Here is a 22,555-nt window from a genome sequence, read left to right as displayed (position 1 = left end):
GTCGTATGCCAACAGTTATTGAATCTACGATACAATAACTGTTGGCATTTTTCGTTATCTGTCTAACACTACAACAATGAGGCTCTTGCCATGAACGCAATCGTAATGATGGTTCTGGGTTTAGGCGCAATGTTTCTCGGTTACGTTTTTTACTCTAAATTCATTGCTGAGAAAATTTTTAAGCTTGATCCAGACTTCAGAACACCCGCTCACGAATTAGAAGACGGCGTCGACTTCGTCCCTACCAATAAATACGTTCTGTGGGGCCACCACTTTACTTCTGTAGCCGGTGCGGCACCTATTATTGGTCCTGCCATCGCGGTTATCTGGGGTTGGGTACCTGCTTTCTTATGGGTTATTTTCGGTACCATATTTTTTGCTGGCGTACACGATGCTGGCGCTATCTGGGCAAGTAACCGTAATAAAGCCAAATCTATCGGTAACCTGACCGGCGATGTTGTAGGCAAGCGCTCTCAAACGCTGTTTATGATCGTTATCTTCCTTGTGTTACTAATGGTTAACGCAGTGTTCGCCACCGCTATTTCGGGTCTGCTGATTAAATTCTCCAGCTCAGTAGTACCGGTTTGGGGTGCCATATTTGTCGCGCTTATTATCGGACAAATTATTTTCCGTAAATGGATGGGCTTAGGTGCAATATCCATTATCGGTGTACTAGCGCTGTACGCACTTATCTGGGCAGGTCCATCATTCCCAATAGAATTGCCGGAAACGGTAATGGGTATTAGCGACAACGCGCAATGGGTTCTTATCCTGTTTGGCTACGCAGCCATCGCTTCGTTACTACCTGTTTGGATGTTGCTTCAGCCACGTGATTACATCAACGGTCTGCAGCTTTTCATCGGTCTTATTTTGCTTTACGGCGCCACCTTATTACTGGCTCCGGAAATTTCAGCACCGGCCTTCAATAGCAACACTCCGGAAGGCACCCCATCAATGTTGCCGCTGTTGTTCGTGACCATAGCCTGTGGGGCAATTTCGGGCTTCCACGGTCTGGTTGCATCTGGCACAACCTCTAAGCAACTTGATAAAGAAACCGATGCCCGCTTTGTGGGATACTTTGGTGCGGTTGGTGAAGGCTCATTGTCGCTGGCGACTATCATCGCTGCCACAGCCGGTTTTGCAACATTAGCCGACTGGGAAGCGGTCTACTCTTCTTTCGGACAAGGCGGCGTATCAGCCTTTGTTGAAGGTGGCGCCAACATTATTAGTCAGGGGCTTGGCCTGGACATTGGCGTATCAGAAACCCTGCTGACGGTAATGGCTGTGCTTTTTGCCGGTACCACAATGGATACTGGATTACGTCTGCAACGCTATATTTTCCAGGAATGGGGAAACCTGTATAACATTAACTGGATGCAAAAAGCCTTTCCGGCAACGATGCTAGCTGTAGGAAGCTGCTTATTGTTAGCCTTCGGTGCTGGCGGCGCAGACGGTTCCGGCGGCTTAGTTATATGGCCTCTGTTCGGTACCACAAACCAGTTATTAGCAGGGTTGACCTTGTTGGTTATTACGGTCATGTTGGTGCGCTTAGGCCGACCAATGTATTACACCTTAATACCGTTAATTTTCCTGTTGATAATGACAGTCTTCGCTCTTATTGTTCAGCTTAAAGATTTCTATAACAGCGGTGACTGGTTCTTAATGGGTCTGGATTTAGTGGTGCTGGTTGCCGCTATCTGGATTGCTCTTGAAGCTAGCGCAGGCTTAACTAAAATCCGTAAGGAACAAAAAGCCCAGAAGCAGCAATAAAAGTAACTGGAGTAAGTAGCATGAATATACAGTCAGTGCGCCGTTGGTTCAGCCGGGCAAGTGATTTGGCCAATGAGTTTTATAATGCGCCCTATCGTTCTGCTATTGCCCGGGCAAAGCGCGATGAAGATGATTTATTCATGCTACTGGTTTTTTCTGAAATGATGGGCGTGCCGAACCCGGCCGCCTATTATACTTTAGAGTTACAGCCATTAATGCTGGAACGTTTCCACGAATGGCATCAACGCATGGGGATGGAACACTCACCTCTTGATCACTTCCGTTGTTGCTAATTTTATAACCCGACCAAAAACAGGGTTCATTTCTCATGTTGTTAAGCGATAAGAAAGTTTTATTAGTTGGTGGTAAAGGCGGAGTTGGTAAAACAACAGTGTCTTCTGCTCTGGCGGTTCTTGCTGCACGCCAAGGTAAAAAAGTACTGCTGGTTTCAACCGACCCGGCGCATAGCCTGGCCGATGTATTCGACAAGAAAATCGGCGATAAAAAAACTATCATGCGCGAGAATTTAACCGCATTAGAAATTGATCCTGACCACGAGGTTAAAGCTCATATCGACAGGGTCAGTTCTCAAATGAAACGTTTTACTAACCCTGACCTTTTTCCTGAAATTGAGCGTCAAATGCGTTTAACCCAGCAGTCGCCGGGGGCTCAGGAAGCCGCTTTGCTGGAACGAATTTGCAATGTTATTGATGAAGCCGAAAAGGACTATGACTTACTAATTTTTGATACAGCCCCAACCGGACATACCCTGCGTTTACTGACTTTACCCGAGGCAATGGCTGCCTGGACTCAGGGTATGTTGCGTTCGCAAAAGCGCTCTGAAGACTTCGACTCAGTTCTTGAGCACTTATCGCCCAAAGCCGGTAAAGACATTAATAACCCAATGGCTGACCCTAAAGACAATGCCAGCGACGGTATGACCGATCGCACCAGAGCAATTACAGAACAACTATTAACTCGACAGAGGCTTTTTCAACGAACCCGGCGCTTATTGCAGGATAGCAGTTACACATCCATTCTGTTTGTGCTGACACCCGAACGGCTCCCTATCCAGGAAACCGATCGTGCATTACAATCGTTAACCGCAGAAAAGTTACCCGTTGGTGGTGTTGTCATTAATAGAATATTGCCTGAACAGGCCGACGGCAGCTTTTTGGCCAAACGCAGGCTTCAGGAAAAAACTTACATAGAAGACATTCACAAACGTTTTAAAGCATGGCGAAATTACTCTCTTTATCTATTAGAAGAAGATGTGCAAGGTCTCGACGCATTAGAAGCCTTTGCAAATAATCTGGAGCAAGCAGGATTTTCATCCTAACTGCCATTTTTTTGTCATCGCTTTCTCTAATAATACGTATACAGTGTGATTGTTGTTAATTAAGGAGAAGACTATGCGCGCTGTAGGATACAAAGAATCACTTCCGGCCGAAGATCCGAATTCACTGCTGGATATTACCGTCGATGACCCGACTCCGGGAGCAAACGATTTACTGGTTAAAGTTAAAGCGGTAGCCGTTAATCCGGTTGATACCAAAATCAGGATGCGCATGGCGCCTGAGTCTGGCCACAAAATTATTGGCTGGGATGCTGTCGGTGAAGTTGTCTCTACCGGAGATAAAGTAACCGGCTTTAAAACCGGAGACAGGGTTTGGTACGCGGGTGACTTGACCCGACCAGGTTGTAACGCGCAATTGCAAACCGTTGATTATCGCATTGTAGGCAAAGCACCAGAGAACCTCGATGACACTCAGGCAGCCGCACTCCCTCTGACCAGCATTACTGCCTGGGAAGTTCTATTCGATCGCTTACAGGTTGATAAACCTTCACCGCAAAACAAAAGAACTCTATTGGTCATAGGCGGAGCCGGTGGCGTTGGGTCTATCTTAATTCAGCTTGCCGCTCAGCTAACCGATGTCACCGTTATCGCTACAGCCTCCCGAGCAGAGTCACAACAATGGGTAAAAGCTCTGGGAGCTGACCACGTTATCAATCATTACGACGACTTGGCTGAGCAGATAGAGTCTGTTGGCGCCTCCCCGGTAACCGATGTGGCCTGTTTGACTCACAGCGAACAATACTTCGCACAATGCATGAAATTGATGGCACCTCAGGGGCGTTTTTGCCTTATCGATGATCCGTCAGAAAGTCTCGATATTACCCTGATGAAGCAAAAAAGCATCAGCTTGCACTGGGAGTTTATGTTTACCCGTTCTATGTTTACTACAGCAGACATGATAAAGCAGCAGGAATTACTGAACCATATTGCGAAAATGGTCGAAAAAGGCCAGATCCGTTCGACTCTTGGTAAAAGCTTTGGCGAAATGAATGCGAATAATCTCCGGAAGGCGCATCAGGCACTAGAAAGTCAAAAAACTATCGGAAAAATAGCGCTAACTGTCGCCGAATAGTTTTACAAACATACATGAATGTATGTATAATTCCGGATTGATATAAATTAATAGGTCAGAGGTAATTTAATGAACACGCGTTTTAGGTTTGCCCCCATTTTTGCCGCGGGTCTTCTGTTAACGGGAGCACTAACCGCATGCAGTGACCAACAACAGCAGCAACAAGGTCAGCAGCAAGCAGCCCAGGTTGATGTGATTACCGTAACGCCTGAGTCAATCAGTCTTAGTACCGATTTGCCTGGACGCACAGCTGCCTACCGAGTTGCTCAGGTGCGTCCGCAAGTTAGCGGTGTACTGCTGAAACGAACTTTTGAAGAAGGTGCCTTTGTAGAAAAAGGACAACAACTTTATCAAATTGATCCGGCAGTTTATGAAGCTGAATTAGCCAGTGCAGAAGCTGAAGTTGAAAGCGCGAAGGCCGTGTTACGCAGCTCAGAGCTTCGTTATAAACGTTTCCAGGAGTTGCTTGAAGAGAACGCAGTAAGCCAGGACGAGTTTGATAGCGCAGAAGCTACCTTCTATCAAAACAAAGCGGCTGTTTCAGTGGCTGAAGCCCAGTTAAAAAATGCCAGCATTAACCTTGAGTACACGAAAGTCAACGCACCTATTAACGGTGTCATTGGCCGTTCTAATTTCACTGAAGGCGCATTATTAACAGCATCGCAGACTGAACCTTTGGTTACGATTAATCAACTGGATCCAATTTATGTTGATATCAACCAGTCCAGTAAGCAATTTATGGAATTACAGGCTGATATAAAATCTGGCCGTATTCAAGCGAACGAGAAAGGTAATGCACCAGTTCGTCTCAAATTAAATGGTCTGGATTACGATCAAAAAGGTGAACTGCTTTTCTCTGAAGTCAGTGTCGATGAAGATACAGGAGCAATTCTATTGCGTGCTGAATTCCCTAACCCGGATAAAACACTGTATCCCGGCATGTTTGTGCGTGCTGAAGTTAGCGAAGGCACTATCAACTCAGCCATTAAAGTACCACAAGCAGCCGTAACTCGTGACCCCAGAGGACGACCTTATGTCATGCTGGTAAATGATGACAAAAAAGTTGAACAACGGATGATAACGACAGAACGCGCTGTAGGCAGCAGTTGGTTAGTATCTGAAGGCCTTAAAGAAGGCGATACCGTTGTCACTTCGGGTCTGCAAAAAATTCGTCCGGGCGCATCGGTGACTATCGATTCATCTAACTCTGAACAGCAGCAGTAAGGGAAGTCAGTAATGGCCAAGTTTTTTATAAATCGCCCGATATTTGCCTGGGTTATCGCGCTGCTGACCATGATGGCCGGTGCTATCGCGATGCTGCAGCTACCTATAGCCCAGTATCCGACTATTGCTCCGCCTGCAGTCGAAATTCAGGTGAGTTACCCTGGCGCTAACGCCGAAACCGTTTCAAATACTGTAACCAAAGTTATTGAGCAGAATATGACAGGTATTGATAACCTGCTCTACTTCTCTTCTCAGAGTAACTTTGGCAACGGCACCGTTAGTCTGACTTTTGCTTCAGGAACGGATCCTGATATTGCTCAGGTGCAAGTTCAGAATAAGCTTTCTCAGGCAACCCCCCAGTTGCCTCAGGCAGTTCAGGCTCAGGGCATTACCGTTAGTAAAGCGAGTAGCTCATTCTTAATGGTAGCCGCGCTAGTGGCCTCAGACGACCGTTACTCTCAAACCGACTTAAGTGACTATATTGCGTCAAATATTCAGGATCCTATAGCCCGTACAACCGGGGTTGGTAACGTTCAACTCTTTGGCTCGCCCTACTCAATGAGAATTTGGGTAGACCCGTCAGCGCTGGTTAACTACGGCATGACAATGGCTGACATTAAAAGTGCTATTCAGGCACAAAATGCTCAGGTTGCTGCCGGTGAACTCGGTGGCACACCAGCCGTAGAGGGGCAACGTCTGAACGCAACCATTATTGCGCAAACGCGTATGTCTGATGTCTCTGAGTTTGAAAACATCACCTTAAAAGTGTTGCCGGACGGTTCTCAGGTTCGTCTTAAAGACGTTGCTGAAGTCGAAAAAGGTGCAGAAAACTACTCTATTCAGGCCAATTATAACGGTAAGCCGGCAACGGGTCTGGCAATTAATTTGCAAACCGGTGCTAACGCTCTGGAAACGGCCGATGCGGTAAAAGCCCGAATGGCTGAACTGGAAGAGTTTTTCCCTGATGGAATGGAATTGGTTACAGCATACGACACCACTCCTTTTATCAAAATTTCGATTTCAGAAGTCGCGCAGGTTTTAATTGAGGCCATTATTCTGGTCTTCCTGCTTATGTTCGTTTTCCTACAAAACCTGCGAGCTACCTTAATACCTACCTTAGCAATACCGGTGGTTATTCTGGGAACCATGGGTGTCATGGCATTAGCTGGTTTCTCAATTAACACCCTGACCATGTTCGGTATGGTGTTGTCTATCGGTCTGTTGGTTGATGATGCCATCGTCGTTGTAGAGAACGTGGAGCGCTTAATGTCTGAAGAGGGCTTGTCACCCAAGCAGGCAACGATTAAGTCGATGGGGCAAATTACCGGTGCACTTGTTGCTATCGGTGTTGTTATGGCAGCGGTGTTCGCACCAATGGCCTTTTTCCCGGGTTCCACCGGTGCCGTTTACCGACAGTTCTCACTGACCATCATTACCTCTATGGGTCTGTCTGTTCTCGTCGCTATCGTGTTCTCACCAGCATTGTGTGCCACCCTGCTGAAACCGGTTAAGCACGACAAAAACAGTGGCTGGGGTCCGCTTGGCTGGTTCAACCGTACCTTAGAAAAATGGACCGATAAGTACACCAATACCATTCACTCAATTTTACGTCGTACCGTACGTTTTGGCGTACTTTACCTGGGTATTATCGGCATTCTGGTGTTCTTATTCATGAAATTGCCAGCGGCCTTCTTACCCGACGAAGATCGCGGCGTATTCTTGACTCAGATGCAGTTACCCGTAGGCTCAACTATTGAGCAGTCCGTCAACACTATGGATAAAATAGAAGACTACTATCTTGATCAGGAAGATGCGGTCCAGTCAGTATTTTCTGTTGTTGGTTTTAGTTTCTCAGGACGAAGTCAGGCAAATGGTATCGCCTTCGTGCGTTTGAAAGACTGGAGCGAACGTGACGAGAGCCAGAGTGTTGATGCCGTTATAGGCAGAGCTTTTGGGTTCTTCGCTGGTATCAAAGAGGCGATGATATTTGCCTTTAACCTGCCGCCTATTCCAGAACTTGGTGTTTCCAGTGGTTTCAACCTGTTCCTGCAGGATCGCGGTAACCTGGGTCATGCCGGTTTACTCGAAGCCCGTAACCAATTGCTGGGTATGGCAGGAAAGAACGACAAGCTGGTACAGGTACGTCCAAATGGTCTTGAAGATGCGCCACAGTTGCGTATTGATATCGACTTTGAAAAAGCTCAGGCGCTGGGACTGACTATTACCAATATCAATGAAACCTTAAGCACAGCCTGGGGGTCATCCTACGTTAACGACTTTATCGATCGGGGCCGGGTTAAAAAGGTCTATCTGCAGGGCGAAGCGGAATCGCGTATGTTGCCTGAAGATATCAACGAATGGTATGTCAAGAATAACCAGGGTGATATGGTGCCATTTAGCTCATTCTCGAGTTGGGAATGGACTTATGGTGCCCAGCGAGTTGAAAGCTATAACGGTGTTTCTGCAATGGAAATCCAGGGGCAGGCAGCTCCGGGAGTCAGTACCGGCGAAGCCATGATTGAAATGGAAAAGATGATTGCTAAGCTTCCTCCGGGTATTGGTTTCGAATGGACAGGTATTTCTTTACAAGAGCGTCAATCCGGTGATTTTGCGCCGATCCTTTATAGCGTATCGCTGATTGTTGTATTCCTGTTCCTGGCAGCCCTGTACGAAAGCTGGTCAATACCATTCTCAGTCATGCTGGTTGTCCCTCTGGGTATTCTGGGTGCTGTCGTTGCTGTTATGCTTCGCGGTATTTCTAACGATGTTTACTTCCAGGTAGGTCTGCTGACAACCGTTGGGGTGTCGGCAAGGAACGCCATACTGATCGTTGAGTTTGCGAAAGACTTGCAGGCTCAGGGTAAAGAACTACTGGATGCCACTCTGGAAGCCGTACGCTTACGTCTGCGCCCTATCCTTATGACGTCCTTAGCCTTTATCTTTGGTGTTATGCCTCTGGCGCTAAGCGATGGTGCAGGTGCAGCAAGCCGTAATGCCATCGGTACCAGTGTTATAGGCGGGATGATTGGTGGTACTGTACTGGCAATCTTCTTCGTACCATTATTCTTCTATGTTGTACGGCGAATATTCCCGCCTAAGCAAGCTGAAGAATAACGAATAGCGGATACAAAAAACCCGGAGCTTAAACTCCGGGTTTTCTTTTTAAAACGACAACTTGTTAAGCTGCTTTTTTAAAGACCAAGCGTTTTTGTCCACCGTAACTCAACAAGAAGACTAAGCCTTCCGCTAATGGCTTACCAATAAAGGGAGTAACACCAAGGTAGCGGAACGCCTCTGTAAGGCCGTAATTAGCTGCCACTAAGACAATGGCGAGACAACTGTATTTAGTTGCATCCCAGGCAACATGAGACCCTTGTTTGAATACCCATTGGCGATTCAGAGAAAAATTGAATACGCCGGATATAACTCGAGCCAGAACAATAGATTCCAACACCTGACCGGAGAAAAAGTAAGCTGTTGCAAAAACGGAGTAATCCAGGCCGGCAGACAAAATCCCAATACTCGCAAACTTTAAAAACTTTTGGTAAATTTTTATCGAGTCGATTACTGGTCGGTAATGACTTGTTTCATTACCCTCTTCATAAACCGTGGTTATTTCCTGAGAATTTATGCGATAGCCGCAGCGCTTAGCCGAAAGCAGCATTTCTAATTCAAACTCATAACCGGAACTGGTAAAGTGAACTAACTTTTCAAGAAAACCCAAAGGAATCCCGCGCAGCCCTGTTTGGGTATCTTTAATATCCTGCCCCGTTACCAGTCGAAAAATAACCCGGGTAAATTTATTACCGAGTCTGGAACGAAAAGGAATGTCTTTTTCATCGAAAGTGCGGCTACCCAGCCATAGCTTATCCGGGTATCCTTTTAGGCAGGTACAGATAGCAAGAATGTCTTTAGCCAAATGTTGGCCGTCCGCATCTGCTGTGACAGCACCGGAACAGCGTTCATCACTTTGCTTGATGATCCAGTCAAAAGCCGTGCGCAATGCAGCGCCTTTTCCCTTATTTTGCTCATGGCTTAGAACATGAACACGATGGCGATCAGCCAGTTGCTGAAAAACGTCTGAGGAGCGACTACCGTCATCAACAACAATAATACCCAGATAGTGATTCCATTCTGGATCTTCAGTGGTAATTCTATCAATAAGCTCCAGCAAGTGCTGGTCGGGATCCAGCGCCGGAATAACAATATAAGGTTTTTTCATTCCAGCACTGGACCTTTGTTTCTATGGTTTTTTGTCCTGATCTTCTTTGACTTCGTACTCTCCATCAATAACCGAGCCACGGTCTTCCTTATTATTTTCATAATGTTCTTGTTGTTTTTGATGCTGCCGCTGTTGCTCCTGATAATGCTGCTTCGCTTGTTTACGCATGCGCCAGACCTGTTTAATAGTATGACGTTGACGCCACATAACCGGAATCATCAGCACAAATAGTACGGCCGCGATGACCATGCCAAAAGCCAGCCCAAGGCCTATCAGAACCAATAACAAAAAAAGGCCCAGCAAACGGCTGAGCCAGTTACCGGAGGATGAACCTCCGGCGCGTGAACCCTGGTTGAAACGGACATAAACTTTATCTCGTTTATGAGTCATAACTGCTCCTAAAAAATGACTACAAAGCTAAGACAACATAAGGCACAGACCGTTCCTACAAGGTTATCTTAACGTCTATTTACGCATATCTTCTGTTGCTTTACGTGCCGCTTCAAATTCATTACCCGGTGCCCATTGAGGCCATTCACGTGAGTTTGCTAACTCATTACCGATTGAATAAAAAACGGACATATCCTGCTGTACACCACGTAAATCCCAGTTTTCATCAAATTCATCAGCCGGTTTATGATAAGCATCGCGGTTAAATATAGCACGCTGCTCTTCAGTCCACTCACGGCCTTTTTCAACATGGTCATTGCCGCCTTTAGCGTAAAGCATTGGAACACCTCTTTTCGCCAGATTAAAATGATCTGAGCGATAGAATGAACCCACTTCAGGAGTTGGCTCAGGTGCTACATAACGATCTTGGGCCTTTACGTAGCGTTTCAAGTAGTCTTCCATAGAAGAATTGCCATAACCTACGACAACCATGTCTTTCATCGGCCCATAAACATTCATAACGTCCATATTGATACCACCAACGGCTTTGCCCAGTGGCAGCATTGGATGCGACGCGTACCAGTCAGAACCAAGCAAGCCACTCTCCTCTGCACCGACCGCAGCAAACACAATAGAGCGCTCTGGTTGTGGCCCTTTGGCAAACTGCTCAGCCATAGCCATTAATGCAGCCGTGCCCGAGGCATTATCCTGCGCACCATTATAGATAGGATCATCTTCACGCACCGGGTCGGTTCCCAGATGGTCATGGTGAGCCATATAAATAACGTGTTCTTCTGGGTACTTAGAGCCTTCGATGTAACCAATCACGTTATTGGTATCTAAATATTCAAATTTGTTTTTAACCGTCAATGAGGCTTCAATGTTCAGCGTCTGAGGCTTGAAGTCACCACTTAAAGCCAACTCTCGCATTTGCTCTAAATTTTTCCCAACACTGGCGAATAACGCGTTAGCGCTTTCTTCTGTCACCCAACCTTCAATGGCTGAGCGGTCCATATTCTTGTTTTCACGTTTTAAGTCAAAACGCACTGGAGAACCACCAGCAACAACGCCCCAACCGTAACCGGCAGGCCCTGTTTCGTGTATTACAAACGCGGCTTTAGCTCCCTGACGCGCGGCTTCTTCATATTTGTATGTCCAGCGCCCATAATACGTCATGGCATTACCATTAAATAGCTCTGAATCTCCGGTTGCATAACCCGGGTCATTCACCAGCATAACAACGGTCTTACCTTCAACGTCCAGTCCTTCGTAGTCATTCCAGTCGTATTCAGGAGCAACAATGCCGTATCCGACAAAAACGACGTCGCTGTTTTCGACGTTAACTTCGTCAACCACACGCGGTGTCCACGCCATCATTTCAGTACGATACTTCATAGACTCGGGTGCTGAATCACCAGCAAAGTTCAGAGAACTCACTTTATACGGCATCAATTTGACTAAGGGGACGGGCTGACGGTAGCTGTCATTTTCCTGGTCATACGGCTTCAAGCCCCACTCCCGAAAATTATTTTCAATAAAGCTAACCGCTTTCTCGCCGCCGGCTGACGCAGGTGCGCGCCCTTCAAACTCGTCAGAAGATAACGTCTTTAGATAATCCCGGTAATTGGGGTTAAAAGCTGAATCCTGTATATCGGCAACCGCTTTATCTGTTTCTTTGTTTGACTCGTTTGCCGGCCCGCAGGCAGCTAGAACACTTAAGCTCAGTGCTCCTAATATGACGTACTTCATGGTTTCTCCTTTTTTATTACTCTTCATTATTATTTTTTACCCTATTTTTGCTTACAGCTTTCGCCCTCAGCTTTTCTTAATTGATCGCCCATGCGAATATCATGCTCAGCAAAGAATCCGCCATTTACCTCAAGCACACTCCAGTAGTTTTTCCCCGGAGAATAGCTTCGGCATTGCGTCGGATCATCGCTGCCGCAAGGTCGCATCGTGAAAGTTTTCACAATACGGCCCTGTCGATCAAGGTAAGCAATATCTAATGGAATTAATGTCTGATACATCCAGAAACCACTGTAGCCCGGACGTTCATTGCCGTAACGGAACCACATACCTTTATACTCGCCCAGTGACTCACGCTGCATTAACCCCCGCGCTTGTTGCTGCTGATTATCTGCCAGCTCGACGGTTAAAGGTTGTTCAAGTTCGCCCAGACAAACTTCGGTTTTATCAAATTCTTGTGGTTCAGGAACATTCCATTGTTGCGCCATACCGCAAAAAGGTAAGGCGCTGATTAACATAAAAAGCACTCGATAGTTCATTCGCTTGACCCTGTCATCATCAATGACTCTGATTTTGTCCTATCCAGTGGGAGATCGCAATTCAAACCTCAGCTTGAACAGGACAGTTCAGAGACCTGCTCCTCAGCCGTTGGCGGTTTAGCCCAGGGGCTTTCACTTAAACTCTCAGCAAAGGGGTTCATTAAAGCCCGCATATAGTCGTGTAATAAAGAGTCGTCACCTGCTTCTGCAGCCTCGATAACCCGCTGCGCGTGGTGTGTTCTGACAATAACCCAGGGGTTAACTTGCTTCATGACGTCAATATCACTCTTTCCGTTTACCGCTTTATTGTATTCCTGCCACCAACTGTCACCGCTTTGTGCCAGTATTCCTTTCGGCTCTTTCGCTTCAAGCGAGTCAATTAAGTCGCGGAACGCCAAGTGATAATCCGCCTGGTTCACCTCCAGCAGACTTAACCAACCACCGACCAATTGCATTCTCTCGTTGGCAGGTACTGACGACATACCCAGACGTTTTGTCATTAGGTTTAAGTAAGCTTTTCGAAGTTCGGGTTCGTAGGTGTCCAGCGCCGCCCGCAGTTTATCCGCCTCAATTAAAGGACTAACGGCCTGAGCCAGTCGCTGTAAATTCCAGAGCCCTACCCCGGGTTGTTGCAAAAGACCGTAGCGCCCGCCTGCATCCGTATGGTTAAAAATCTTTTCGGGCTGGTAATCATCCAGAAAAGCATAGGGGCCAAAGTCGAAGGTTTCACCCGCTAGACTCATGTTGTCAGTATTCATTACACCATGAATAAAACCATAAGCCTGCCACGCAGCAATCATCTCAGCGGTACTTTTTACCACCTGCGAAAATTGTTCCGCGATATCAGCATCCGCTAAGTGTGGCCAGGTCACTTCTATGGTGTCCTGCCAGAGGTTATGCATGGTGTCTTCCAGCCCTCGGTGAAAACAGTGTTCAAAATGACCAAAACGAACATGTGTCGTCGCTGTGCGGGCCAGCATCGCCCCTGGCTCAACCCGCTCCCGTTGTATCTTCCCTTGTGTCGAAATTAACGCCAAAGCGCGCGTTGTCGGAATAGTTAGCCCGTGCAGCGCTTCGCTTGCCAGCAACTCCCGTATAGAAGAGCGCAACACCGCCCTGCCATCTGCGCCCCGACTGTATGGAGTCGGTCCAGCGCCTTTTATATGGATATCCGTTATTTTATCTCCCACTACGGCCTGACCCAGCAGCAGGCCGCGACCATCGCCTAAATAAGGGTTAAAATGTCCGAACTGATGCCCTGCGTACTTTTGCGCAACCGGGTCACTTCCCGGCCAGTGCTCGAGCCCTCCCAGCCACTGAGACAATTTAGCTGGCGGCGTTTCTCCATTGGTTAATTCAGCCCATAAAGGGCTATTTAACCAACGTAAACTGACCTCGCCGTCGGGCTTTATTGGCTGGCGAGTTGTAATTTCCGGGAACTTACGGGCAAAGCGGTTATCAAAAACTATTGGCATACATCCTCCTGCTAAATAGATTGTTACACAGTCAGCGAGGCTTGCATAACTCATAATAAATCAGCTAAGGTCGCAACGTTTGACCATTGGCAGCAAAGGAAGCCACATGCAACTTCATTCTTTACGACGTATCACCGCAATAGGCGGTGGCCACGGTCTCGGTCGGGTACTGTCGACGCTGTCGTTTATGAAACATAAGTTAGTCGGTATTGTCGCAACCACAGATAACGGCGGCGCAACCGGTTTGTTACGTGAGTCACAGCACTGCATTGCCTGGGGTGATATCCGCAACTGCCTGTCACAACTTGTTGAACAACCACTCGCGGCCGAAGTACTGAATTACCGTTTTGATTGCACATCGTCACTGCATGGTCATAACTTCGGTAACCTGCTGCTTTATACACTGGATCAACTAAGTGCCCGCCCGTTAGATGGTATACAACTCTTAAGTCGTTTACTGAACGTCGATAATCGCATACTTCCTATGTCGGAATGCCCGACCGACCTCATTGCGACAACCAACGACGGCATTCAGTGTCATGGCGAAATACGCATTGATAAACTGCCGGTTATGCCACGCAAGCTGTCTTTGTCCGGCAGCGTTACTGCAACCCCCGAAGCAATACGCCATATTCGAAGCAGCCAGTTAATCTTGCTGGGACCGGGAAGTTTCATGACCTCGGTTATGCCACCGTTACTCGTTAGTGGTATTCGCGATGCCTTACTGACAACTCAGGCCAAAGTGGTGTTTATTGATAACCTGGTGGATGAAAACGGTCCCGCTGGCAAGCTCAGTCTGGCTGAAAAAGTCGGCTTTATCGAGAAGCAATTGGGTAAGCAAGTTGTCGACTTAGTCTTAAGTAACAAAAAAGAGAATGGCCTGAAGTTACCGGTTATTGGCGGTTTGCAGAGCGATGAAGACGTCTACTACCGCCATAACACGAACAATTTACTGGCTAAATTGGAAGAAGCCGCTAAACAACTCCTGGTAGAGAGCGCTTAGCCGCCGTCAGCTGAAATACGCGAAGCCACGGCGCTGTGCTGATCCCGATATTTAGCATCTTCACGCTTGTTGTAAGGCCTTGCACAAGGGCCACTGAGCTTCTCAAAACTAATAGCGCCTATCTTCATACCCGCTCGTAATGCCAAAGGTAACTTCCCGCTATTAAAAAACTCCAGAACAATTTGTCCTGACCAGCCCGGGTCAATACGATGAGCAGTTACATGTACCATCAATCCTAAGCGCGCTAATGACGAGCGACCGTCTAACCAGCCCACCATATCGGCCGGTAAGGTAATAGACTCGTGCGTTACCGCTAAAGCAAATTCGCCCGGATGAATAAAAAAAGCCTGATCGTCTTTCAGCACTATTTCATCACTCATGACTTCCTGAATTGCCGCTTCAATAGCTTCACGCGAGCCGCTAATATCAATAAAAGGTGCCGCATGATCCTGCAGCACACGAAAATCGTTACCTAAATGAATATCTAGTGTAACGCCTGAGATATTATTGGCTTGGGGTGCAGGTTCGACACCTATAATTCCATCTTTCAAATGCTGTTCTATTTCAGTGTCGTTTAGGCGCATCGTTCATCGTTCTCCGTGTTGTCGTTTAAGACCTTAAGGCCAGTACTATAACGAATTTTCTTGCTGATAATAGAGGTTTGCTGCAACTTGTTGCGCTGAATTTAAAATTAACTGACTTAACGGGTGTTCCGGCTGTGCTACCAAGAGTGGTGTATCACCATCCAGACTCTCGCGCAGCTCACTGTTCAAAGGCCATTGACCCAATAACGGTAAGTTGTGCTCAGTTGCCATAACCGCACCGCCGTTTTTGCCAAAAACCGCATCTTCATGTCCACACGACGGGCATTGGTAAAAACTCATGTTTTCCAGTATGCCTATGAGCGGAATATTCAGTTTTTCAAACATAGCCACGCCTTTTTCTGCGTCCTTAAGCGCGACGGTTTGAGGTGTAGTTACTACCACCGCGCCCGTTACCGGTAACTTTTGCGCCATAGTCAGCTGAATGTCGCCAGTACCCGGCGGCATATCCACAATGAGATAATCAAGCGCTGGCCAGGCTGTGTCTTTGTATAGCTGCTGCAGAGCACCACTTGCCATAGGGCCGCGCCAAATAGTCGCATCGTTGTCCTCAACCAGGTACCCCAGCGAATGTACATGCAATCCGTGGCGCTCTAAAGGCATCATTTTATTGTTCTTGGTCAGCTCCATCTCTGAGCCGCCACCGCCGAGCATGGTCGGAATGGATGGCCCATAAATATCGGCATCCAGCAACCCAACCTTAGCGCCTAGTTGTGATAAAGCTAATGCCAGATTCACACTCACAGACGATTTCCCTACTCCGCCTTTGCCGGAGGAGACAACAATGACATTACCCGTAGTAAGCGGTAATTCCGGCTGTGAGTTCTTCAATTTTTTTATCTGGCAGTTAAGCTGCCAGTCAAACTCGCCCAGTTCAGAATCGTTCTGTATGGCTTTCAGCAAGGACTCACCAGCAACAAAAGGCAAGTTCAGTACCCGTTGCTTACCGGAGCCAGTTACCCAGTTATCGGGTATGCCATTAGGCAATAAGGGGTGAGTAAAATCTTTCATCATCAACCTCGGGGATCTGTGTATCAGCCAAGAGCTATGCTAACATGAGCGGCATAGAACTTTGGGGTTTACATTCGATTAATCAACAAAACGGAAGCAGATTTTCGCATGAGCCAATCCGCACGTAAAATACTGGTTACCAACGCACTGCCTTACGCTAACGGACCTATCCATATCGGTCACCTGTTAGGCTATATTCAGGCCGATATCTGGGTACGCTTTCAGAAGCTGCGCGGAAATGAATGCCACTTCGTCTGTGCTGACGATGCGCACGGCACACCTATTATGCTGAAAGCCCAACAGCTTGGTATAACGCCTGAACAAATGATTGGCGACATGCAACGCTCGCATGAATCCGATTTTAGTGACTTTTTAGTCGGTTTTGACCACTATTACAGCACTCACAGTGACGAGAACCGTGAGTTGGCTGAGACTATCTACACACGTCTTGATAAAGCCGGCCACATTAAAACCAAAGTCATTGAACAGCTGTATGACCCACAAAAAGAGATGTTCCTGCCCGACCGCTTTGTTAAGGGCGAATGTCCGGACTGTGGCGCAGAAGACCAGTACGGAGACAACTGTGATGTTTGTGGCGCAACATACGCACCAACCGACCTGAAAAACCCGAAGTCAGTGGTTTCTGGTGCGGAACCCGAACTGCGTGAGTCAGAACACTACTTTTTCGACTTGCCTGCATTTGGTGACATGCTAAAAAGCTGGACACGTTCCGGTTCATTACAAAATGAAATGGCGAACAAGCTCAACGAATGGTTTGAACAAGGCCTGCAGCGTTGGGACATTTCCCGCGACGCACCCTACTTTGGCTTTAAAATTCCCGGCACCGAAAATAAATACTTTTACGTATGGCTGGATGCACCAATAGGTTACATGAGTAGCTTTAAAAACTACTGCACAACCACAGGTAAAGCGGACTGGGACACGTATTGGCAAGCCGACAGCGAAGCCGAGCTTTATCATTTTATTGGTAAAGACATTATCTATTTCCACAGCTTATTCTGGCCTGCCATGTTAAAAGGCGCCGATTTCCGTCAACCAACCAATGTCTGGGCACATGGTTTTATTACGGTTAACGGGACTAAAATGTCTAAGTCTAAAGGGACATTCATTAAGGCTCGCACTTACCTTGAGCATCTTGACCCGGAATATCTGCGTTATTACTTTGCGGCCAAGCTGACAAGCCGTATTGATGATCTCGACTTAAACCTGACTGACTTCGCGCAACGGGTCAATTCTGATCTTGTTGGCAAGGTGATTAACATTGCCAGCCGCTGTGCCGGTTTTATTCAGAAAAAATTCGACGGAAAGCTTTCAGCTAACGTAGCTGACTCAGCATTGTTAGAAGACTTTCAGCTAGCCGGTGACAACATAGCTGAACTTTATGAAAAGCGTGAGTTTTCACGCGCCATGCGCGACATCATGGCGCTGGCTGATCGCGCTAACCAGTACATTGCTGATAAAGAACCCTGGCAATTAATTAAGCAGGAAGGTAGCGAACAGGAAGTTCACGAAATTTGCTCGCTGGGTATCAACCTGTTCCGGACGTTAATGATTTATTTGGCTCCGGTCGTGCCTAAGCTAACTGAAGAAGTACAGCACTTCCTGAACGATACATTCACCTGGGAAAGCCATAAAACGGCTTTAACAGAGTATCCGATAAATAAATTTAAAGCGCTTATGCAGCGTGTTGAAATGGACGACGTAAACGCCATGATTGACGCATCAAAAGAAGAGCAAGCTTCACAAGTCCCTGCTGTGGAAGCCAACGACGAGTTGAAAAAGGAACCCATTGCCGATGAAATCAGCTTTGACGATTTTGCTAAAGTCGATTTACGCGTTGCCCGCATTGCAAATGCCGAACACGTTGAAGGCGCGGATAAGTTATTGAAACTTACGTTGGATCTTGGTGGTGAAACTCGTCAGGTATTTGCGGGTATCAAGTCAGCTTATGATCCTGAAGCATTAAAAGGTCAATTAACTGTTATGGTTGCGAACTTGGCGCCTCGCAAAATGCGTTTCGGTTTATCTGAAGGTATGGTGCTTGCAGCGGGCCCGGGTAAAGATGAAATCTACATTCTTAACCCACACGACGGCGCCAAGCCTGGCATGAGAATAATGTAATCAGCCGGGCTGCTAGTCCATTGATATAATGCGACAACCCAAAATAAAATCACCGCTGTTGTCTTCCAGTCTCTGACTGCGAACGACTTCAGCGGTAACTTTTAACGGGGCTATCGAACCAGACGAGCCAATTTCGGCAAATAAACTATCGCCAATTTCTGCACTTGCAGGTAACTGCAACGACAAACCCGCCGCGCTTAAATCCAGACAAACTCCCTGTAACTGCTGCTCTCCCCCTTCATTTTTAAGAGTAACCTTTACATCCGCATTAACTGCCATTCGCATAAAATGTCGATTTTCCGGGGATTCCAGCATGTTGCCCTCTTATTTGTATATTAAGTGTAAATCTTACTTAAGTTTTAGCACGCCTTAGCCGATAAAAAAACATTATCGGATAACATGGAACCGTCATCATGGTAGAAGCGAAGTTTTCAATTGGTCAACTTATTACACACAGCCTTTACGGTTACCGTGGCGTGATTATTGATGCTGACCCGTGCTTCACGCTATCTGACAGCTGGTACAATAAAATGGCTACCTCTAAACCGGCAAAAGATCAGCCCTGGTACCATATTTTAGTTAACAACTCGTCAATTCAAACTTATGTTAGTGAAAGCAGCTTAGAAGCCGACTTTTCAGAACAAGCAATTCAACACCCAATGGTCGACCTATTGTTTTCGGGAAAGTCCGCCAGCCAATATAAGCTGTCCGAAAACCTCAACTGAATTTGCCGATGCCCAATGCTATAGTTACCATAGACTAAAATAGCGTATTAAGGGTAAGACAATGGCAGAAGACACGATTTTCACAAAAATTATTAACCGTGATATCCCTGCGGACATTATCTACGAAGATGACAAAGCGCTTGCGTTTAAAGACATAAATCCACAAGCCCCGTTCCACTGTTTGGTCATTCCCAAACAACCTATTGCGACAGCAAACGACATTAATGAAGACAACGCTGCTTTGGTTGGTCACTTGTATGTGGTTGCAGCTAAATTAGCAGCTGAACATAATTTTGCGGAAGACGGTTACCGGTTAGTAATGAATTGCAACGAGTATGGTGGCCAGACGGTGTATCACATTCATCTACACGTTCTGGCCGGGAAACAAATGGGCTGGCCACCTTATACCGATAAGAAAAAAGAAGCGTAAAGCAATTAAGGGCGATACCGGGTATCAAGAATTTTATCAACAACCCAGGCATCGTCCCTTTTAATCAGTACCACATCACGGCTGTCCTTCGCTCTCTCACCGTTATGATAGCCATCAAAAATCACCGTTACTCGTAATTCTTCTGAATTATTCAAATAATCGGTAAAAGAATTGGTTTCTACTTCAATCTCAACTTTTTCGAAGTAGCGGCCAAGAACGTATCTCTGAACCGCACTAACCGCACCATAATGATTAATTAAGTCAGCCATACGCTCTGAAGATAGCTGTTTCGCCTGATCTAAGTCTCTGTCTTTATAAATTGAGGCATAAAAACCCTGGATAACTTCTTCCGGCTGGGCTTGCGCATAATTTATCGGCTCATCGTCTCCGCACGCAGATAGCGTCATTAAAGCAAAAGCCAAAACCAACAAGTTTACAATTTTCATCGCCTGCTACTCTCCTTTTGCCACGCCTTCGCGACGTGGGTCAGCACCACCGATAAGAGTGCCGTCTGAATCAATACTGACTCCGTGTAAGCCACTATTTAAATCAATAACTTTGACGTTATGTCCGCGCTTTTCTAAAACCGCTTTCAGTTCACTTATGTCCCGGCCTTTTTCCAGAGAGGTATAGTCATTGCGATTGGTTACGTGGCCAAGATTAATAGCTTCCTGCACATTAAGGTTCCAGTCCAGCATGCCAACTAATGTCTGGCTGACATAATTAATAATTCGGCTACCACCGGGAGAACCTAACGCGTGCAAAACCTGTTCACCCTTCTCGTCCAGTACAACAATCGGATCCATGGAACTGCGGGGACGCTTGCCCGGCTCAACTCTGTTCGCATATTTTTCTTGACCATCGCCCGGCGCCAGAGAAAAGTCCGTTAATTGGTTGTTTAACAAGAAGCCGCCAGCCATGACCGTTGAACCAAAGCCCATTTCGATACTGGTCGTCATAGACAATACATTGCCTTCTGCGTCGACTATTGAAACATGGCTGGTATTTGGCAGTTCATAAGCAATATCCTGCTCATACTCAGGTTGCAACTGAATTCCCGGTTTTGCCTTACCCATGTCTTTTTCAGTAATTTTATCCGCCCTGCTAGACAAGTAAGTTTTGTCCAGCATGGCTTCAATCGGCATCTCAACAAAATCCGGGTCAGCAATCCACTGGTTTCTGTCGGCATAAGCCATCCGCGACGCCTGAGTAAACAAATGCGCAAACTGTTCCGAATTCGGTTTAAGTTCACCTAATTCAAAGTTTTCCAGCACTCCCAGGGTCTGCAATGTCGTAATCCCCCCCGAGCTTGGCGGACCCATACCGCAAACCTGATACTGTCGATATGCGCTGCATACCGGTTCGCGCAGTTTGGCTTTGTATTGGCTTAAATCTTTAAGACTTAATACGCCAGGCTCTATCGGGCTGTTTTGTACCGCATTCACGATCTTTTCGGCCAGTTCGCCCTGATAAAGTGCATCAGCACCCTGTTCAGCAATAAGACTCAGGCTCTTTGCATAGTCAGGGTTCTTGAGAGTCGAACCAGCTTTCAATGGCTCGCCATTGGGGAAAAAGTAGTTACTGGCTTCAGGCATTTTTTTCACGCCTGGGTTAATTTCCATATCAACCAACTTAGCCAGTCGGGGAGACACTTCAAAACCCTCTTTTGAAAGTTCAATAGTTTGACTGAAAAGTGACGACCAATCCGCTTTACCCCATCGCTTATGGGCTAATTCCAGCCCGCGAATGACTCCCGGAGTACCCACTGAACGACCACCAACGACGGCATCAATCCACTTAGGCGCATTACCCTCTTCATCTAAAAACAAAGACTCAGTAGCATCCATAGGAGCAGTCTCACGCGCATCTATGCTGTACAGCTTATTCTCTTCGTTATCCCAATACAGAATAAACGCACCGCCCCCCGGTCCCGACGACTGAGGTTCAACCAGCCCCAGCATAGCCTGTACGGCAATAGCAGCATCAACTGCAGAACCACCTCGTTTTAATACTTCATAGCCAGCATCAACCGCATGCGGGTTAGCTGCGGCCACCATAAAATTATCGGCAGTTACCGCACTCTTCTCAACAAAGCCAGTTGCGGCTTCAGGTTCACGGGTTTCTTGTTCAGATACAGGCGAACAGGCAGTCAATACACTTGCAGCAATTATTGTGGGTAGCCAGAACTTCATAAGGTCTCATTCATATTGGGAAGAATTTCCCCTATCATACGAACCAGAAACCAATGACGCAACGAAAAGGGAAACGAATGGAGAGGTTTAATCAATACTGGGCGGGACTTATCCTTGTTCTGATTTTATCCATTTTTTTACAATTGATGCCTCAATGGCACTCATTGCTCGCTTTTAACTCAGAAACAGTTATGGCTGAAGGCTGGCCACTGATTAGCGCCCACTTTATTCATTTAGACTGGTGGCATGCGTTGTTTAACTTCATTGGCCTCGCGCTCATTGTGCTCATTTGGCGTGAATACTGGAGCACTCGGTGGCTAATAAACGCTCTGCTGATAAGCGGTGTTGCAACCTCAGTAATGCTCTGGATTATTCCGGCTAATTTAAGTTTTGTCGGTTTATCCGGTGTTTTACACGGACTGCTTGCTTATTGCTTAATCAAAGACATTCGTTCGGGTAAAAAATGGATGTGGCTTATTCTGATTGCACTTGTGGCAAAGGTCATTGCCGAGTTACTTGGCTGGCAGCCGGATCACTTTGTTGGTGAGCATGTCAGCTACATTCACACTGCAGGTTTACTGAGTTCATTACTGTTGTATAAATTAGAACGGCGTCGTATTAGTGACGCCGTTCCCCTGGATAAGTAAAGTTCGCT

General features: G+C 46.8%; 21 protein-coding genes. 11 read left to right on the top strand and 10 right to left on the bottom strand.

All coding sequences use genetic code 11. The features are described 5' to 3' along the window. Positions 1 to 90 precede the first annotated feature (90 nt). The 6 genes from ACN0TF_RS02555 to ACN0TF_RS02530 all read left to right on the top strand — a co-directional run bounded on the left by ACN0TF_RS02555 (position 91) and on the right by ACN0TF_RS02530 (position 8,537). Positions 91 to 1,770, top strand: coding sequence for a carbon starvation protein A (locus ACN0TF_RS02555; RefSeq protein ID WP_110014012.1), 1,680 nt, complete (start codon positions 91 to 93; stop codon positions 1,768 to 1,770). Between the two features lie 20 nt (positions 1,771 to 1,790). Then, on the top strand, positions 1,791 to 2,063 hold the full coding sequence (locus tag ACN0TF_RS02550; protein ID WP_011233950.1) for a cory-CC-star protein: 273 nt from the start codon (positions 1,791 to 1,793) through the stop codon (positions 2,061 to 2,063). Between the two features lie 35 nt (positions 2,064 to 2,098). Then, positions 2,099 to 3,109, top strand: coding sequence for an ArsA family ATPase (locus ACN0TF_RS02545; RefSeq protein WP_417440629.1), 1,011 nt, complete (start codon positions 2,099 to 2,101; stop codon positions 3,107 to 3,109). A gap of 73 nt (positions 3,110 to 3,182) precedes the next feature. Further along, a complete protein-coding gene (locus ACN0TF_RS02540) occupies positions 3,183 to 4,199 on the top strand; it encodes a zinc-binding alcohol dehydrogenase family protein (protein ID WP_110014014.1) in 1,017 nt (338 codons plus the stop codon). A gap of 69 nt (positions 4,200 to 4,268) precedes the next feature. Further along, positions 4,269 to 5,423, top strand: coding sequence for an efflux RND transporter periplasmic adaptor subunit (locus ACN0TF_RS02535; RefSeq protein WP_110014015.1), 1,155 nt, complete (start codon positions 4,269 to 4,271; stop codon positions 5,421 to 5,423). Positions 5,424 to 5,435: 12 nt separating this feature from the next. Next, positions 5,436 to 8,537 (top strand): efflux RND transporter permease subunit, encoded by a 3,102-nt coding sequence (locus ACN0TF_RS02530; protein WP_417440628.1) that lies wholly within the window; start codon positions 5,436 to 5,438, stop codon positions 8,535 to 8,537. A gap of 64 nt (positions 8,538 to 8,601) precedes the next feature. Here the strand turns inward: ACN0TF_RS02530 and ACN0TF_RS02525 are convergent, their stop codons facing one another. From ACN0TF_RS02525 to ACN0TF_RS02505, 5 genes are all read right to left on the bottom strand, one after another. Beyond that, positions 8,602 to 9,645 carry a bifunctional glycosyltransferase family 2/GtrA family protein gene (locus ACN0TF_RS02525; protein WP_114981376.1) on the bottom strand — a complete coding sequence of 348 codons (1,044 nt, stop codon included), beginning with the start codon at positions 9,643 to 9,645 and terminating at the stop codon, positions 8,602 to 8,604. 21 nt (positions 9,646 to 9,666) lie between these two features. After that, a complete protein-coding gene (locus tag ACN0TF_RS02520) occupies positions 9,667 to 10,035 on the bottom strand; it encodes a hypothetical protein (RefSeq protein ID WP_114981377.1) in 369 nt (122 codons plus the stop codon). 75 nt (positions 10,036 to 10,110) lie between these two features. Beyond that, entirely contained in the window at positions 10,111 to 11,784 is a 1,674-nt protein-coding gene (locus ACN0TF_RS02515; protein ID WP_417440627.1) for a M28 family metallopeptidase, read from the bottom strand. A 41-nt stretch (positions 11,785 to 11,825) separates the two neighbouring features. Further along, positions 11,826 to 12,320, bottom strand: coding sequence for a DUF192 domain-containing protein (locus tag ACN0TF_RS02510; RefSeq protein WP_114981379.1), 495 nt, complete (start codon positions 12,318 to 12,320; stop codon positions 11,826 to 11,828). Positions 12,321 to 12,388: 68 nt separating this feature from the next. After that, the gene (locus ACN0TF_RS02505) at positions 12,389 to 13,795 is read right to left on the bottom strand and encodes a protein adenylyltransferase SelO (protein ID WP_417440626.1); all 1,407 of its coding nucleotides are present in this window, start codon (positions 13,793 to 13,795) and stop codon (positions 12,389 to 12,391) included. 106 nt (positions 13,796 to 13,901) lie between these two features. Here ACN0TF_RS02505 and ACN0TF_RS02500 point away from each other — a divergent pair, with 106 nt between their 5' ends. Further along, entirely contained in the window at positions 13,902 to 14,798 is an 897-nt protein-coding gene (locus ACN0TF_RS02500; RefSeq protein ID WP_417440625.1) for a gluconeogenesis factor YvcK family protein, read from the top strand. On the opposite strand, the gene dcd is transcribed toward ACN0TF_RS02500, so the two are convergent. Beyond that, on the bottom strand, positions 14,795 to 15,382 hold the full coding sequence (gene dcd, locus ACN0TF_RS02495; RefSeq protein ID WP_011233961.1) for a dCTP deaminase: 588 nt from the start codon (positions 15,380 to 15,382) through the stop codon (positions 14,795 to 14,797). The genes ACN0TF_RS02500 and dcd overlap by 4 nt on opposite strands. Before the next feature lie 45 nt (positions 15,383 to 15,427). Then, entirely contained in the window at positions 15,428 to 16,414 is a 987-nt protein-coding gene (apbC, locus tag ACN0TF_RS02490; protein WP_417440624.1) for an iron-sulfur cluster carrier protein ApbC, read from the bottom strand. Positions 16,415 to 16,519: 105 nt separating this feature from the next. Here apbC and metG point away from each other — a divergent pair, with 105 nt between their 5' ends. Next, positions 16,520 to 18,553 carry a methionine--tRNA ligase gene (gene metG / locus ACN0TF_RS02485; protein WP_417440623.1) on the top strand — a complete coding sequence of 678 codons (2,034 nt, stop codon included), beginning with the start codon at positions 16,520 to 16,522 and terminating at the stop codon, positions 18,551 to 18,553. Between the two features lie 12 nt (positions 18,554 to 18,565). Here the strand turns inward: metG and ACN0TF_RS02480 are convergent, their stop codons facing one another. Continuing rightward, positions 18,566 to 18,868 (bottom strand): PilZ domain-containing protein, encoded by a 303-nt coding sequence (locus ACN0TF_RS02480; RefSeq protein ID WP_417440622.1) that lies wholly within the window; start codon positions 18,866 to 18,868, stop codon positions 18,566 to 18,568. A gap of 98 nt (positions 18,869 to 18,966) precedes the next feature. Here ACN0TF_RS02480 and hspQ point away from each other — a divergent pair, with 98 nt between their 5' ends. Together hspQ and ACN0TF_RS02470 are read left to right on the top strand one after the other, a co-directional pair. Continuing rightward, positions 18,967 to 19,278, top strand: a complete 312-nt coding sequence (gene hspQ, locus ACN0TF_RS02475; protein WP_011233965.1) for a heat shock protein HspQ — start codon at positions 18,967 to 18,969, stop codon at positions 19,276 to 19,278. 61 nt (positions 19,279 to 19,339) lie between these two features. After that, positions 19,340 to 19,708, top strand: coding sequence for a histidine triad nucleotide-binding protein (locus ACN0TF_RS02470; protein ID WP_417440621.1), 369 nt, complete (start codon positions 19,340 to 19,342; stop codon positions 19,706 to 19,708). A 5-nt stretch (positions 19,709 to 19,713) separates the two neighbouring features. On the opposite strand, the gene ACN0TF_RS02465 is transcribed toward ACN0TF_RS02470, so the two are convergent. Together ACN0TF_RS02465 and ggt are read right to left on the bottom strand one after the other, a co-directional pair. Then, positions 19,714 to 20,154, bottom strand: coding sequence for a hypothetical protein (locus ACN0TF_RS02465; protein WP_417440620.1), 441 nt, complete (start codon positions 20,152 to 20,154; stop codon positions 19,714 to 19,716). Between the two features lie 6 nt (positions 20,155 to 20,160). Beyond that, positions 20,161 to 21,900 carry a gamma-glutamyltransferase gene (gene ggt, locus ACN0TF_RS02460; RefSeq protein WP_417440619.1) on the bottom strand — a complete coding sequence of 580 codons (1,740 nt, stop codon included), beginning with the start codon at positions 21,898 to 21,900 and terminating at the stop codon, positions 20,161 to 20,163. A gap of 53 nt (positions 21,901 to 21,953) precedes the next feature. Here ggt and rrtA point away from each other — a divergent pair, with 53 nt between their 5' ends. Beyond that, positions 21,954 to 22,547 (top strand): rhombosortase, encoded by a 594-nt coding sequence (gene rrtA / locus ACN0TF_RS02455; protein WP_417440618.1) that lies wholly within the window; start codon positions 21,954 to 21,956, stop codon positions 22,545 to 22,547. Positions 22,548 to 22,555 lie beyond the last annotated feature (8 nt).

The organism is Idiomarina sp. (assembly GCF_048265525.1).
Lineage (GTDB): Bacteria > Pseudomonadota > Gammaproteobacteria > Enterobacterales > Alteromonadaceae > Idiomarina.
The sequence above is the reverse complement of the archived record's forward strand: the minus strand, read 5'-3'. Positions and strand labels throughout refer to the sequence as shown.

What these genes read in the sequence shown, in the direction of transcription:
- ACN0TF_RS02505 (WP_417440626.1), bottom strand. Translation starts at nt 13,795, where the DNA reads ATGCCAATAGTTTTTGATAACCGCTTTGCCCGTAAGTTCCCGGAAATT.
- ggt (WP_417440619.1), bottom strand. Translation starts at nt 21,900, where the DNA reads ATGAAGTTCTGGCTACCCACAATAATTGCTGCAAGTGTATTGACTGCC.
- ACN0TF_RS02530 (WP_417440628.1), top strand. Translation starts at nt 5,436, where the DNA reads ATGGCCAAGTTTTTTATAAATCGCCCGATATTTGCCTGGGTTATCGCG.
- rrtA (WP_417440618.1), top strand. Translation starts at nt 21,954, where the DNA reads ATGACGCAACGAAAAGGGAAACGAATGGAGAGGTTTAATCAATACTGG.
- apbC (WP_417440624.1), bottom strand. Translation starts at nt 16,414, where the DNA reads ATGATGAAAGATTTTACTCACCCCTTATTGCCTAATGGCATACCCGAT.
- ACN0TF_RS02510 (WP_114981379.1), bottom strand. Translation starts at nt 12,320, where the DNA reads ATGAACTATCGAGTGCTTTTTATGTTAATCAGCGCCTTACCTTTTTGC.
- ACN0TF_RS02545 (WP_417440629.1), top strand. Translation starts at nt 2,099, where the DNA reads ATGTTGTTAAGCGATAAGAAAGTTTTATTAGTTGGTGGTAAAGGCGGA.
- ACN0TF_RS02515 (WP_417440627.1), bottom strand. Translation starts at nt 11,784, where the DNA reads ATGAAGTACGTCATATTAGGAGCACTGAGCTTAAGTGTTCTAGCTGCC.
- ACN0TF_RS02555 (WP_110014012.1), top strand. Translation starts at nt 91, where the DNA reads ATGAACGCAATCGTAATGATGGTTCTGGGTTTAGGCGCAATGTTTCTC.
- ACN0TF_RS02500 (WP_417440625.1), top strand. Translation starts at nt 13,902, where the DNA reads ATGCAACTTCATTCTTTACGACGTATCACCGCAATAGGCGGTGGCCAC.
- ACN0TF_RS02550 (WP_011233950.1), top strand. Translation starts at nt 1,791, where the DNA reads ATGAATATACAGTCAGTGCGCCGTTGGTTCAGCCGGGCAAGTGATTTG.
- ACN0TF_RS02480 (WP_417440622.1), bottom strand. Translation starts at nt 18,868, where the DNA reads ATGCTGGAATCCCCGGAAAATCGACATTTTATGCGAATGGCAGTTAAT.
- ACN0TF_RS02540 (WP_110014014.1), top strand. Translation starts at nt 3,183, where the DNA reads ATGCGCGCTGTAGGATACAAAGAATCACTTCCGGCCGAAGATCCGAAT.
- ACN0TF_RS02465 (WP_417440620.1), bottom strand. Translation starts at nt 20,154, where the DNA reads ATGAAAATTGTAAACTTGTTGGTTTTGGCTTTTGCTTTAATGACGCTA.
- ACN0TF_RS02520 (WP_114981377.1), bottom strand. Translation starts at nt 10,035, where the DNA reads ATGACTCATAAACGAGATAAAGTTTATGTCCGTTTCAACCAGGGTTCA.
- dcd (WP_011233961.1), bottom strand. Translation starts at nt 15,382, where the DNA reads ATGCGCCTAAACGACACTGAAATAGAACAGCATTTGAAAGATGGAATT.
- metG (WP_417440623.1), top strand. Translation starts at nt 16,520, where the DNA reads ATGAGCCAATCCGCACGTAAAATACTGGTTACCAACGCACTGCCTTAC.
- ACN0TF_RS02470 (WP_417440621.1), top strand. Translation starts at nt 19,340, where the DNA reads ATGGCAGAAGACACGATTTTCACAAAAATTATTAACCGTGATATCCCT.
- ACN0TF_RS02525 (WP_114981376.1), bottom strand. Translation starts at nt 9,645, where the DNA reads ATGAAAAAACCTTATATTGTTATTCCGGCGCTGGATCCCGACCAGCAC.
- ACN0TF_RS02535 (WP_110014015.1), top strand. Translation starts at nt 4,269, where the DNA reads ATGAACACGCGTTTTAGGTTTGCCCCCATTTTTGCCGCGGGTCTTCTG.
- hspQ (WP_011233965.1), top strand. Translation starts at nt 18,967, where the DNA reads ATGGTAGAAGCGAAGTTTTCAATTGGTCAACTTATTACACACAGCCTT.